Raw genomic sequence first — 13,538 nt, forward strand, 5'->3', positions numbered from 1 at the left:
AGAATGAAATTCTCTCAAAACTGAACAAAACGTTTTTCGTCAACGATTCTTGTAAAAATCCTTAGAAAGGAGGTGATCCAGCCGCACCTTCCGATACGGCTACCTTGTTACGACTTCACCCCAATCATCTACCCCACCTTAGGCGGCTGGCTCCTTACGGTTACCTCACCGACTTCGGGTGTTGCAAACTCTCGTGGTGTGACGGGCGGTGTGTACAAGGCCCGGGAACGTATTCACCGCGGCATGCTGATCCGCGATTACTAGCGATTCCGGCTTCATGCAGGCGAGTTGCAGCCTGCAATCCGAACTGAGAACGGTTTTATGAGATTAGCTCCACCTCGCGGTCTCGCGACTCTTTGTACCGTCCATTGTAGCACGTGTGTAGCCCAGGTCATAAGGGGCATGATGATTTGACGTCATCCCCACCTTCCTCCGGTTTGTCACCGGCAGTCACCTTAGAGTGCCCAACTGAATGCTGGCAACTAAGATCAAGGGTTGCGCTCGTTGCGGGACTTAACCCAACATCTCACGACACGAGCTGACGACAACCATGCACCACCTGTCACTCTGTCCCCCGAAGGGGAACGCTCTATCTCTAGAGTTGTCAGAGGATGTCAAGACCTGGTAAGGTTCTTCGCGTTGCTTCGAATTAAACCACATGCTCCACCGCTTGTGCGGGCCCCCGTCAATTCCTTTGAGTTTCAGCCTTGCGGCCGTACTCCCCAGGCGGAGTGCTTAATGCGTTAGCTGCAGCACTAAGGGGCGGAAACCCCCTAACACTTAGCACTCATCGTTTACGGCGTGGACTACCAGGGTATCTAATCCTGTTTGCTCCCCACGCTTTCGCGCCTCAGCGTCAGTTACAGACCAGAAAGCCGCCTTCGCCACTGGTGTTCCTCCACATCTCTACGCATTTCACCGCTACACGTGGAATTCCGCTTTCCTCTTCTGCACTCAAGTTCCCCAGTTTCCAATGACCCTCCACGGTTGAGCCGTGGGCTTTCACATCAGACTTAAGGAACCGCCTGCGCGCGCTTTACGCCCAATAATTCCGGACAACGCTTGCCACCTACGTATTACCGCGGCTGCTGGCACGTAGTTAGCCGTGGCTTTCTGGTTAGGTACCGTCAAGGTACCAGCAGTTACTCTGGTACTTGTTCTTCCCTAACAACAGAGCTTTACGACCCGAAGGCCTTCATCGCTCACGCGGCGTTGCTCCGTCAGACTTTCGTCCATTGCGGAAGATTCCCTACTGCTGCCTCCCGTAGGAGTCTGGGCCGTGTCTCAGTCCCAGTGTGGCCGATCACCCTCTCAGGTCGGCTACGCATCGTCGCCTTGGTGAGCCGTTACCTCACCAACTAGCTAATGCGCCGCGGGCCCATCTGTAAGTGATAGCCGAAACCATCTTTCAACCAAGGACCATGTGGTCCTCGGTGTTATCCGGTATTAGCTCCGGTTTCCCGAAGTTATCCCAGTCTTACAGGCAGGTTGCCCACGTGTTACTCACCCGTCCGCCGCTGACTTCAGGGAGCAAGCTCCCATCTGTCCGCTCGACTTGCATGTATTAGGCACGCCGCCAGCGTTCGTCCTGAGCCAGGATCAAACTCTCCGAAGAAATGTTTGACTTGCTCATAAAATAAAAATTAAACGTTGACGTTTTATTGTTTTGTTCAGTTTTCAAAGAACTTTTATTCTCTCAAAAGTAACTATTACATAATATCATAATCACCTTTTCACTGTCAACACTTTTTTTATTCTCGTTAGAATGTTATGTGTGTGTCAGCTGTGAACTTTTAATATCTTATCATAGCTTGAAATAGATTGCAATGATTTTTTCATTAAAAAAAACCATGAAAAAATCATGGTTTTTTTATAATACTTCATCAATATATAAATCTACATGCTGAGATAAGTTAATAAACTCATTATCTTCTTCCATTCTAACTAAAGGTCTAATTGGATTTTGAGGATTAATAAAAACAATCTCACCCGTTTTATTATTTGTTAACCTTACCTTAGTTCCAACAGAAAAATTACTTATTGCTTGAACTAGTGTATCTATATATTTAATATCAAATTTCCCAAAGCTCTCTTGAATCATTTCTTCCAATACCTTGAATGGTGATTGCTTTCTTCGATATACCCGTTCAGAAGTCATCGCATGATAAACATCAGAGACGGCTATAATTTGACTGAAGCTATGAATTTTTGTTTGGTCACTCCCTAAAGGATAACCACTTCCATCTAAGCGTTCATGGTGCTGTAAAACAGCTAGTTTGCTTTCGGGGTTTAAAGTTGAAACATTTTTAATCATTTGATAGCTATAAATAGGATGTCGCTTAATTTCCTCATATTCCTCTGGAAGAAGCGTCCCTTTCTTTAAAATGATACTAGGATTAATTTTACTCATCCCGCTATCGATTAAAAAACCAGCTATAGCTAATTGGATACAATCACCTTTAGGCAACCCCACTTGCTTGCCAATAAAATGGGCAATTAAACTGACAGCTACCGGATGTTGGTACATATACTCTTCTTTTGTACTAAAGTGATGAAGCATAAATATATGCTGAGGATTTTCATTCACAAGCTCTAAAAGTGGAAGTAGTAATTCACGAACTTCATTAATCTGAACAACAGATCCCCGCTCCCAATTTAAATACATCTTCTTATATTCTTGAATTGCCTCTAAATAAAAGGAAGTGAAGGACGATCCCTTTTCCACTTCTAATGCAGACTCTCTCTGAAATGCATTGCTGCTTTCTTCCTCAGGATTTAGATTCACTTGTACTTTGACATCATTTATGAGATAAGCCTGTAATACTCTAATTAGTTCACCAGTCAGCATACTGTTTCTGCGGATAATAACCTGGTCGTGATTCACAATCACATCTTCTAGCAATCTATATCCTTCATGTAGTTGATTCACTGGCACCTTCAATGCTAGTCCTCCAAAAGTGAAATTTATGACATTAGTCCTTTGTTTTATTTTACCAAAGGGTCTTGTAGAACGCTAATTCATTTTTTTCGTCTACATGTAATGAGTTTTCCTACTAATTACAGCAAAAAAACCCTATCACGTCATTCTGCAGTTTCACAGGATAAACATGACAGGGCTTTATAGAAAACCATGTTCTCAGCTAATGATGTCGCTTTTACTCTTCTGTTACATCTTCTGTTTCGTTCTCTTCCGCTTCCAATTCATCGCCATCTTCTAAATCTTCTGGCTGTACTTTTGTCACGGTCGATACATATTCATTATCTCCTAATCGAATAACCTTAACACCTTGCGTGTTACGTCCCATTTGAGAGATATCTTGCGAAGAAATTCGAATCAGTACTCCGTCCACTGTAATCACCATAATATCATCTTCTAGCGTAACAGATTTTAATGCTACTACCGTTCCGTTCTTTTCAGTGATATTACACGTTTTCAGCCCTTTACCTCCTCGAGACTGCAAACGGTACTCAGTTGTTGGTGTCCGTTTTCCGTATCCATTTCTTGTCACAATTAAAATATCTTCTTGTTCTTCTGAAATTTCCATACCGATAACTTCATCATCATCATCAAGGGTAATTCCTTTAACCCCTGTCGCCGTACGTCCCATCGCACGCACATCCGTTTCAGCAAATCGAATAAGCATTCCTTGTTGCGTACCGATAATGACATCTTTCGTTCCATCTGTCATTCGAACAGAGATGAGTTCATCATCTTCTTTTAACCCAACTGCAATAAGGCCACTTGTACGGATATTTTCAAACGAAGATAAGGTCGTTCTTTTTGAGATACCTTTTTTAGTCGTAAAGAACAGATACGATTCTTCATCAAACACTTCAACCGGTATAATCGCATTAACCCACTCGCCTTTTTCGACCCCAAGCAAGTTAACAATAGGAAGTCCTTTAGCTGTTCGGCTATACTCTGGGATTTCGTATCCTTTTGTACGGTATACTTTCCCTTTATTCGTAAAGAATAGAATTGTATCATGCGTGGAAGTTGTCAATAAATGTTCGACAAAGTCATCTTCATTCATATTCATCCCCTGTATTCCTCTTCCACCGCGTTTTTGATTACGGTAAGTCGATACAGGCAGACGTTTAATATACCCGTTATGTGTCAACGTAATGACAATATTTTGACGAGGAATTAAGTCTTCGTCTTCGATCGTCTCTATTCCACCAAGAACGATTTCTGTTCTTCTTTCGTCATTGAATCGCTCTTTCACTTCTTGTAATTCCTGACGAATGATTTCTAATACTTTTTCTTGATCAGCCAAAATCGCCTTTAACTCAGAAATTAGTGCCAGTAAGGATTGATACTCACCCTCAATCTTCTCACGTTCTAATCCCGTTAAACGTTGAAGTCGCATATCTAAAATCGCCTGGGCTTGTTTTTCGGATAGAGAGAACTGCGTCATTAATCCTTCTTTTGCTATCTCTGTCGTTTGCGAGCTGCGAATTAAGGAAATAACTTCGTCAAGATGATCCAATGCAATGCGCAACCCTTCTAAAATATGCGCTCTTGCCTCAGCTTTTCTTAACTCAAATTCTGTTCGTCTACGAATAACAATAATCTGGTGATCTAAGTAATATTTTAAACATTCCTTCAAGTTCAACACTTTTGGCTGCCCTTCTACAAGTGCCAACATGTTAATCCCAAAGCTTGTTTGAAGAGCTGTCTGCTTATAAAGGTTATTAAGCAAGACATTGGCATTCGCATCACGTCGAACTTCAATAACGATTCTCATCCCATTACGATCAGATTCATCACGTAAATCGGTAATTCCATCAATTTTCTTATCACGTACAAGTTCGGCAATCTTTTCGATTAATTTCGCCTTGTTGACTTGATAAGGGAGTTCTTTAACAAGAATAACTTGTTTTCCATTGCTCTTCTCTTCAATTTCAACTTTTGCTCTTAACGTAATAGAGCCTCTTCCCGTTTCATAGGCTTTTCGAATTCCGCTTCTACCGAGAATTTGTCCCGCTGTCGGGAAATCAGGACCTGGAATGTATTCCATGAGCTCAGCAATCGTTAAATCTGGATTGTGACTAAGTGCCAATACCCCGTCAATAACCTCTCCCAATTGATGAGGAGGAATATTGGTCGCCATCCCTACCGCAATTCCAGAAGAACCGTTTACAAGTAAATTAGGGAATCTCGCTGGAAGGACAACAGGTTCCTTCTCGGATCCATCATAGTTATCTTGATAGTCAATCGTATCTTTATTAATGTCACGCAAAATTTCCATTGAAATTTTAGACATTCTAGCCTCTGTGTAACGCATTGCTGCTGCTGCATCTCCGTCCACAGAACCAAAATTCCCATGCCCGTCTACGAGCATATTGCGATAACTGAAATCTTGTGCCATCCGTACCATCGTATCGTAAACAGCTGAATCTCCATGCGGATGGTACTTACCGATAACTTCCCCAACGATACGGGCTGATTTTTTATATGGTTTATCCGCAGTCATTCCAAGGTCGTTCATTGCATATAAAATACGTCGGTGTACTGGTTTCAACCCATCGCGTACATCCGGTAAAGCCCTCGAAACAATAACACTCATTGCATAATCTAAAAATGAGGACTTCATTTCCTGACTAATGTTAATCTCTTTGATTTGAGAATTGTTTTTTTCTTCCATATGGGAGAACCTCCTTTACGAAGTTCATTTTAGAATAGGTTAAATAACCGATGATGAACTCATATATGTAAAGACAGGATAGAGTTTTTCTATCCTGCATTTATCTTAAATATCTAGATTTTTTACATACTTCGCATTTTCTTCAATGAAGTTTCTTCTTGGTTCCACTTTATCGCCCATCAAAATCTCAAATGTTTCATCCGCTTCAATGGCATCTTGTAAATTGACTTGAAGCAATGTACGCGTCTCGGGATCCATTGTTGTTTCCCATAACTGCCCAGGGTTCATTTCCCCTAGACCTTTGTAACGCTGAATACCAGGTTTCGGATTATCTCCAAAACTCTTTAAGATTTCTTCTAATTGGCGGTCATTATAAGCATACTCTACTCGCTTACCTTGGGAGATTTTATATAACGGAGGCTGTGCAATATAAATATAGCCATGCTCGATAATCTCTCTCATATAGCGGTAGAAGAACGTGAGTAGCAACGTACGAATATGGGCGCCATCTACGTCTGCATCTGTCATAATAACAACTTTATGATAGCGAGCTTTACTAATATCAAAGTCCTCACCAATCCCCGTACCAAGTGCTGTAATAATAGCACGCACCTCATTGTTAGAGAGAATCTTATCCAATCTCGCCTTTTCTACGTTAATAATTTTTCCGCGAAGAGGAAGGATTGCCTGAAAGTGACGATCACGTCCCTGTTTAGCAGAACCACCGGCAGAGTCTCCCTCTACTACATACAATTCACTGATAGAAGGATCTTTCGAGGAACAGTCGGCTAACTTACCAGGTAAATTAGAGATTTCCAGCGCGCTTTTACGACGAGTTAGTTCCCTCGCTTTTTTAGCGGCCATCCTAGCTCTTGCTGCCATAGTTCCCTTGTCAATGATTTTTCTTGCTACTGAAGGGTTCTCTAACAAGAATTGTTCGAACTTCTCAGCAAATACTGAATCAGTAATCGTTCTTGCTTCACTATTTCCTAATTTCGTTTTTGTTTGCCCTTCAAATTGAGGGTCTGGATGTTTGATAGAGATAATGGCTGTTAATCCTTCGCGCACATCTTCTCCTGTCAAATTCGCATCATTTTCTTTGAATATATTATGCTTACGGGCATAATCATTGATTACACGCGTCAAAGCCGTTTTAAACCCTGCTTCATGAGTTCCGCCTTCATACGTATGAATGTTATTAGCAAAAGAGTAAATATTACTTGTGTAGCTGTCGTTATATTGGAGGGAAATTTCTACAGAAATATGATCCTTTTCCCCCTCCATATAAATCGGCTCTTCGTGCACGACTTCTTTAGAGCGGTTTAAATGCTCAACATAAGATTTAATACCGCCTTCGTAATAATACTCATTTCTCTTATCTTCTACTCGCTTATCTTCAATCGAAATTTTAATGCCTTTATTCAAAAAGGCTAATTCTCGCAAGCGATTTGCCAAAATATCATATTCATACTCTAATGTTTCAGTAAAAATTTCGCTATCTGGCTTAAAATGAACTCTTGTTCCAGTTTTTTCTGTTTCGCCAATAATTTTTAAATCTTCGCAAGGAACACCACGTTCAAACTTCTGATAATGAAGGTGGCCATCTCGCTCAACGTATACTTCTAAGAAGGTCGACAATGCGTTTACAACGGAAGCACCTACTCCGTGCAATCCTCCGGAGACTTTATAACCGCCTCCACCAAATTTACCGCCCGCATGAAGAACAGTCATGATAACTTCTACCGCAGGTCGTCCCATTTTTTCGTGTATACCTACAGGAATACCGCGACCGTTATCCCTTACCGTAATGCTGTTATCTTCCTCAACCGTTACGTTAATTTCATCGCAGTAACCAGCCAATGCTTCGTCAATACTATTATCAACAATTTCCCACACTAGATGATGCAAACCTTTTGAACTGGTTGAACCAATGTACATACCAGGACGTTTCCGGACTGCTTCTAAGCCTTCTAATACTTGAATTTGATCCGCTTCATAAGATGGATTCTGTATTTCTTTTTGGTCCATTGCCACCCGTATCACCTACACTTTTTATTAAAAACTACTTAAACAGTGATTATCTTTTCTGAAATGTATCTAATCTCTTTTTTAACGTCTGTGAAGCAAGAGGAGAAGAGTAAATTGTATGGTTTGTGACTACAAATGATTTGATATGATCAACATCTGTATCTTTTGATAGGGAAAAGGAGGATTGATTTTCAGCAGGTGTTAAAAGGACATCTTTATCTAGAATAGCAACGATATCCTTCCCCTTGACAACAACATCTTCCCCAATATAAATCAGCACAGTTCCACCTCATTTAACCTTTTTAATTTCTCCTGAGACCACTTTGTAAGTGGCTGCCTGCTTTAATGTATCATGGTCAATACCATCGATGCTCGTTGTTGTCACAAACGTTTGGACTTTACCTTGAATTGTGTTCAGCAAATGAGATTGACGGTAGTCATCTAGTTCCGATAAGACATCATCCAGCAGCAAAATAGGATATTCGCCGATTTCTGAATGAATCAACTCGATTTCAGCCAACTTCAGCGATAACGCTGTTGTACGCTGTTGTCCTTGGGAGCCGAATGTTTGCACATCTTTCTCGTTTACATAAAACAGCAAATCATCGCGATGCGGACCTGCAAGGGTTACGCCTCGATCAATTTCTCTATTCTTAATTTTATCAAATTTTTCGAGATATGCTTCTATCATTTTCGACAAATCTTCATTTTCTGATACATCAATCGAGTTTTTATACTCAATTTTTAATGTTTCAAGTCCTCTACTAATCCCTTTGTGGATTGGTTCTGCCCATTTTTGAAGCAATTGCAGGAACTCAAATCGCTTTTTTAAAATTCTAGCGGCCGCTTCACTTAACTGCATCGTAAGAACGTCCAAAAGCGCTTGATCAGATTGCTTTTTGATTTGAAGCTGTTTTAAATATTGATTGCGTTGCTGCAAAATCTTTTGGTATCGGGTCAAATCGTGCATATACACAGGAGAAACTTGCCCAATCTCCATATCAATGAACCGTCTCCTAACTTGCGGATTGCCTTTTACCAAGTTTAAATCTTCAGGGGCAAACATTACCGTATTCATAGCCCCTATATACTGGCTTAATTTTTGCTGTTCGATGTAATTATGCTTAGCCTTTTTGCCTTTTTTGGAAATTGTCAGTTCGAGCGTAAACGGACCGCTGTTCCGTTCCAAACTCCCTGTAATCTTGGCATATTCCTCATCCCACTTAATCAGTTCCTTATCATTTGCAGTTCGATGAGACTTAGCCATAGATAAGACAAAAATAGATTCCATCACATTAGTCTTACCTTGAGCATTTTCACCCAAGATGACATTTACTTTATTCTCAAAAGTAATATCTGCATTGAGATAGTTTCGATAGTTACGTAATTCAAGATTTTTTATATACAAACTGTCACCAACTTCAGTCTACCACAATAAATGACCCGATATTGGGGATTACTACTTCATCATTCGTTCTTAACTTTCTCCCTCGGCGATTATCTAGTTCCCCATTTACATATACTTCATGCTCACTTAAGAACCATTTTGCCATGCCGCCTGTTTGGATTACATCAGCCAACTTTAAAAATTGCCCTAATGTAATAAATTCAGTCGAAATACGGATTTGTTTTGTCATGTCCTTCTCTCACTTTCAAATCGTGTATCTTATATATTTTACTAAATAAAACGGAGAAAGAAAAGAAAGCCACTAGAACCCTTTGCTAGTAGCTTTCTTATTCATTCCTCAATATGTTCTTACAGGTAAAATTAGTTGCAGCATCGAGTCGTCTTCAATTGTTCGGATAACGAATGGACGCATTGCCCCTGTAAAGTTGATATGAATTTCTGAGCCTTCTAATGCTTTTAATGCATCTAACATATATTTTGCACTAAAAGAAATTTTCAGTTCTTCCCCTTCAACCGATGTACTTTGCACTTCCTCAATGACTTTCCCGATTTCTGGAGAATTAGAAGAAATTTCAATCACTCCCTCTGTCAATGTAGAGAGCTTTACGACATTATTGCGCCCTTCCCGAGCTAACAACGAGGCACGATCAATCGATTGAAGAAATTCTTTTACGTTTAAAGTGACTGTCGTTTTGCTTTCAGTCGGAATTAAGCGAGATGTATCTGGGTAATTCCCATCCAATAAACGGGAAAAGAATAAAAGGTGTTTGGTTTTAAACAGAACTTGATTTTCCGTAATAACGATATCTACTAAATCATTCGAGTCATCTAATATTTTACTGAACTCACTTAAACTTTTTCCTGGAATAACTACGTTATATTGCGCATCGTTTTCAGAATCAATGGTTGCTTTTCTTAATGCAAGACGATGACTATCTGTTGCAATACAGGTTAATTGACGTCCATCAACCTTCCAGTTTACACCTGTTAAGATCGGCCGTGTTTCTGAGGTGGACACAGCAAAGACAGTTTGTCGAATCATATTCTTTAGTAAGTCAGCTGGAATTTTAAAAACGTTCTCCTCTTCAATTTGAGGTAAATGTGGATATTCTTCTGCATCTAAACCATTTATGTTGAACTCTGCCTTACCTGAACGAATAACAGTTGAAAAATGATTTTCGACCTCGATCTGAACAATTTCTCTTGGTAGCTTTTTAACAATTTCACTAAAAAAACGAGCTGGAAGTACAATACTTCCGCTTCTTTCTAGCGAAATAATTTCTTTTCCATCATCTTCACCTGGAATGAATGATTCGATAGAAATATCTGAGTCGCTACCAGTTAACGTTACACCTTCTTCAGATGCGACCATTTTAATCCCTGTCAAAATAGGAATAGTTGTTCTTGATGATACAGCTTTCATTACATCTTGAACACCTTGAACTAAATAATCTTTTTGAATCGTAAATTTCATGAAAGTTCCTCCCTAATGTCAAAATCAAAATGAGAGACACTATATATTTTTTTATAATAAAAGATAGTATTAGTAGTAATAATACCTGTGGAAATGTGGATAACTGGATTTTTTAGTTGAAAACACAGTCTATCCACCTGTGGACAGACTGTGTATAAAAAGATTTTTTTATTCACACTTTCCCTAAAATATTAATGAATAACTATTGAAGGGATTCGGTAATCTCTTTAATTTGCTGTTGTAGCTGACTATCTGTTTGAATCAGTTTCGAAATTTTCTCATGAGCATGAATAACGGTTGTGTGATCCCTGCCTCCAAATTCTTCGCCAATCTTAGGAAGAGAAAAATCTGTGAGCTCACGGGATAAATACATGGCAATTTGGCGTGGGAACGCAACGGTTTTTGTCCGTTTTTTCGCTTTAAAGTCTTCCAGTTTTACACTGAAATGTTGTCCAACTACTCGTTGGATTTCTTGAATGGTAATGACTCTCGGTTTGGAGCTTGGAATAATATCTTTTAAAGCTTCGGCTGCCAAGTCAGCATTAATATCTTTGTTAATGAGCGAAGAATAAGCTACAACACGAATAAGAGCTCCTTCCAGCTCTCGAATATTTGAATCAATTTGATTCGCAATATAAAGCATTACTTCATTTGGAATAACAAGCCCATCAGCCTTTGCCTTTTTTCTTAAGATTGCAATACGAGTTTCCAAATCAGGAGGAGTAATATCCGTAATTAAGCCCCACTCGAATCGAGATCTTAGTCGATCTTCTAGTGTTGGAATTTCTTTTGGCGGCCGATCACTAGAGATGACAATTTGCTTACTTTCCTCATGGAGTGTATTAAATGTGTGGAAAAATTCTTCCTGGGTTTGTTCTTTACCGGCCAGAAACTGAATATCATCAATAAGAAGAACATCTACATTTCGATATTTATTTCTAAATTCAACGGCTTTATTGTCCCGAATGGAATTAATAAATTCGTTTGTAAACTTTTCTGAAGAAAGATAGACCACTTTGGCAGAAGGATTATGATCCAAAACATAGTGGCCAATAGCATGCATCAAGTGTGTTTTACCTAACCCGACACCACCATAGATAAATAAAGGGTTATAGGCTTTGGCTGGTGCTTCCGCAACAGCTAAGGAAGCAGCATGAGCAAAACGATTCCCAGAGCCAATGACAAATGTATCAAAAGTGTATTTTGAGTTCAGCATACTTTGGGGAAGTTCATGTACTTCTTCTTTTTTAACCTTTTTTCTAGGAGGTTGAATATCTAGTTCTTCTTCTTCCTGATTTTGCGGAATAATAAATCGGATGGTCAATTCTTCACCGGTTAAATCATATAAAGTTTCTGCAATCAGATTTGAATATCTAGATTCCAGCCAATCTCGAGCAAAGTCGTTCGGTGCGGTAATGACGAGCATATCTCCTTGAAGAGAATGGGCTTTTGTTGATTTAAGCCATGTTTCGAAGCTGGGTTTACTTAATTTTTTTTCAATTTCCCCCAAGGCTTTATCCCATAAATCTGAAATGTTCTCCAATGCGTTCCCTCCTTACGTCCCCATATCTATTTCAATTTGTACAACCTTTGTACAATGCTTAATTATCGATAAATAATATTGTGGGAGTTTTTATCTTGTATAAATGTGAATAAATATATAATATAGAAGAAAGTTGACTATTCGACAGTATCCACATTTTTAAAGCTTGCATTTATTAACAGCGTGAATATAATGTCCACATCTTATCCACAGTTTGTGGATAAAGTATTTATGTGGAAAAGTTGTTAAGAGTGAAAACAAAAATATAATATCAAAGAAAACCAATAGTTGCAATGAATTTTAAAAACTTATCCACAAGCACTACACATTGTGGAGAAAAGTTTTCCACAACACCATATAATGTGTACCAGTTGTCAGTAATTGTTGTGGATTGTAAAAAATGTCGAAAAAACTTATCCACAATGAGGTTTTTGGTGCTTACTATTAGAAAAAAGATGCTTTTGTTAACTTTTGTAGAAGCATGAAAATAATTGATAATGGTAAAGTGTGCGGATGTTTTCTTAATAAAGTGGTCATTTTAAGTAAAGAAGCAGCAATGAAAAGCGGGATCAAAGGTAATAAAAAAATAAAATTGGAAAAAGCATTTGAAAAATGGCAGCAATTCTGCTATTCTGTAACATGGGTTCAATATTTATTTGGCCTTTTTTTGTTATTGGAGATTGACATATCAAGGTATTTTTCATTATAATTTTCAAGACTGTCTTTTTCAGATATTCCTCAGGGAGGTGTTTATAGATGAAACGCACTTATCAACCAAATAAACGTAAGCGCAGCAAAGTACACGGTTTCCGTAGCCGTATGAGCTCTGCAAATGGACGTAAAGTTTTAGCACGTCGTCGTCGTAAAGGAAGAAAAGTATTATCAGCGTAGGCCACTGAAACGTCAGTGGTCTTTTTTTCGACCTTCTAACTCTATATGTATTGATTCACCTCCTAATTATGTGGCTTTGTTCGATGAGAGCTGAAAAAGAACAGGAGATGTTGCTAATGAAGAAAGAATATCGCATCAAGAAAAATAAGGAATTTCAAGCTGTATTTAAGCAGGGACAATCCTTTGCTAATCGGCAGTTTGTTGTATATGCAATGAATCAACCTACTCATCTTCATTTTCGGGTAGGGTTGTCTGTCGGAAAGAAAATTGGAAATGCTGTGACTAGAAACCGTGTAAAACGTTTGCTTCGTCAGGTTGTGTTTGAATTTTCTCCAGATCTAGATCAACATAAAGACTATGTTATTATTGCCCGTATGCCAGCAGCTGATATGACTTATGAAGAAGTAAAGAAGAGTCTAGCTCATGTATTGAGAAGAGCAAAAGTACTGAAAAAGAGGTCAATGGATCAACCTGAGAGCTTATGAATTTGTGGATTCATATTGTTTTTAGGTTTAATCCTTATATAATGTAGTTGTAAATAAGGTA

At 39.1% G+C, this 13,538-nt stretch carries 11 protein-coding genes and 1 rRNA gene; 3 read left to right on the top strand and 9 right to left on the bottom strand.

All coding sequences use genetic code 11. The annotated features are described in order from the left end of the window. Nucleotides 1-65: 65 nt before the first annotated feature. The 9 genes from ACXAEO_RS19790 to dnaA all read right to left on the bottom strand — a co-directional run bounded on the left by ACXAEO_RS19790 (nt 66) and on the right by dnaA (nt 12,101). Nucleotides 66-1,615, bottom strand: a 16S ribosomal RNA gene (locus tag ACXAEO_RS19790). Between the two features lie 255 nt (nt 1,616-1,870). Beyond that, on the bottom strand, nt 1,871-2,935 hold the full coding sequence (locus ACXAEO_RS19795) for an HD-GYP domain-containing protein (RefSeq protein WP_474885091.1): 1,065 nt from the start codon (nt 2,933-2,935) through the stop codon (nt 1,871-1,873). A 220-nt stretch (nt 2,936-3,155) separates the two neighbouring features. Next, complete coding sequence (gyrA, locus tag ACXAEO_RS19800) at nt 3,156-5,648, bottom strand: DNA gyrase subunit A (RefSeq protein ID WP_474884344.1); 2,493 nt, start codon at nt 5,646-5,648, stop codon at nt 3,156-3,158. A gap of 105 nt (nt 5,649-5,753) precedes the next feature. Further along, entirely contained in the window at nt 5,754-7,676 is a 1,923-nt protein-coding gene (gene gyrB, locus ACXAEO_RS19805) for a DNA topoisomerase (ATP-hydrolyzing) subunit B (protein ID WP_474885093.1), read from the bottom strand. Nucleotides 7,677-7,725: 49 nt separating this feature from the next. Beyond that, complete coding sequence (gene remB / locus ACXAEO_RS19810) at nt 7,726-7,956, bottom strand: extracellular matrix regulator RemB (RefSeq protein ID WP_474884346.1); 231 nt, start codon at nt 7,954-7,956, stop codon at nt 7,726-7,728. A 9-nt stretch (nt 7,957-7,965) separates the two neighbouring features. After that, nucleotides 7,966-9,084, bottom strand: a complete 1,119-nt coding sequence (gene recF, locus ACXAEO_RS19815; RefSeq protein WP_474884349.1) for a DNA replication/repair protein RecF — start codon at nt 9,082-9,084, stop codon at nt 7,966-7,968. Nucleotides 9,085-9,097: 13 nt separating this feature from the next. Then, the gene (gene yaaA, locus ACXAEO_RS19820) at nt 9,098-9,313 is read right to left on the bottom strand and encodes a S4 domain-containing protein YaaA (protein ID WP_474884350.1); all 216 of its coding nucleotides are present in this window, start codon (nt 9,311-9,313) and stop codon (nt 9,098-9,100) included. Nucleotides 9,314-9,421: 108 nt separating this feature from the next. Then, nucleotides 9,422-10,558 carry a DNA polymerase III subunit beta gene (dnaN, locus tag ACXAEO_RS19825; RefSeq protein WP_474884351.1) on the bottom strand — a complete coding sequence of 379 codons (1,137 nt, stop codon included), beginning with the start codon at nt 10,556-10,558 and terminating at the stop codon, nt 9,422-9,424. Between the two features lie 202 nt (nt 10,559-10,760). Beyond that, on the bottom strand, nt 10,761-12,101 hold the full coding sequence (gene dnaA / locus ACXAEO_RS19830; protein ID WP_474884352.1) for a chromosomal replication initiator protein DnaA: 1,341 nt from the start codon (nt 12,099-12,101) through the stop codon (nt 10,761-10,763). Nucleotides 12,102-12,582: 481 nt separating this feature from the next. Here dnaA and ACXAEO_RS19835 point away from each other — a divergent pair, with 481 nt between their 5' ends. The 3 genes from ACXAEO_RS19835 to rnpA all read left to right on the top strand — a co-directional run bounded on the left by ACXAEO_RS19835 (nt 12,583) and on the right by rnpA (nt 13,477). Further along, nucleotides 12,583-12,810 (top strand): hypothetical protein, encoded by a 228-nt coding sequence (locus ACXAEO_RS19835; protein ID WP_474884354.1) that lies wholly within the window; start codon nt 12,583-12,585, stop codon nt 12,808-12,810. A gap of 47 nt (nt 12,811-12,857) precedes the next feature. Then, nucleotides 12,858-12,992 carry a 50S ribosomal protein L34 gene (gene rpmH, locus ACXAEO_RS19840; RefSeq protein WP_053401789.1) on the top strand — a complete coding sequence of 45 codons (135 nt, stop codon included), beginning with the start codon at nt 12,858-12,860 and terminating at the stop codon, nt 12,990-12,992. Nucleotides 12,993-13,108: 116 nt separating this feature from the next. Beyond that, nucleotides 13,109-13,477, top strand: coding sequence for a ribonuclease P protein component (gene rnpA / locus ACXAEO_RS19845; RefSeq protein WP_474884356.1), 369 nt, complete (start codon nt 13,109-13,111; stop codon nt 13,475-13,477). Nucleotides 13,478-13,538 lie beyond the last annotated feature (61 nt).

It is taken from the genome of Bacillus sp. ABA4_010, from assembly GCF_056159105.1.

Excerpts from the sequence above, each read along its gene's own strand:
- rnpA (WP_474884356.1), top strand. The coding sequence starts at position 13,109 with ATGAAGAAAGAATATCGCATCAAGAAAAATAAGGAATTTCAAGCTGTA.
- gyrB (WP_474885093.1), bottom strand. The coding sequence starts at position 7,676 with ATGGACCAAAAAGAAATACAGAATCCATCTTATGAAGCGGATCAAATT.
- ACXAEO_RS19835 (WP_474884354.1), top strand. The coding sequence starts at position 12,583 with ATGAAAATAATTGATAATGGTAAAGTGTGCGGATGTTTTCTTAATAAA.
- rpmH (WP_053401789.1), top strand. The coding sequence starts at position 12,858 with ATGAAACGCACTTATCAACCAAATAAACGTAAGCGCAGCAAAGTACAC.
- gyrA (WP_474884344.1), bottom strand. The coding sequence starts at position 5,648 with ATGGAAGAAAAAAACAATTCTCAAATCAAAGAGATTAACATTAGTCAG.
- yaaA (WP_474884350.1), bottom strand. The coding sequence starts at position 9,313 with ATGACAAAACAAATCCGTATTTCGACTGAATTTATTACATTAGGGCAA.
- dnaN (WP_474884351.1), bottom strand. The coding sequence starts at position 10,558 with ATGAAATTTACGATTCAAAAAGATTATTTAGTTCAAGGTGTTCAAGAT.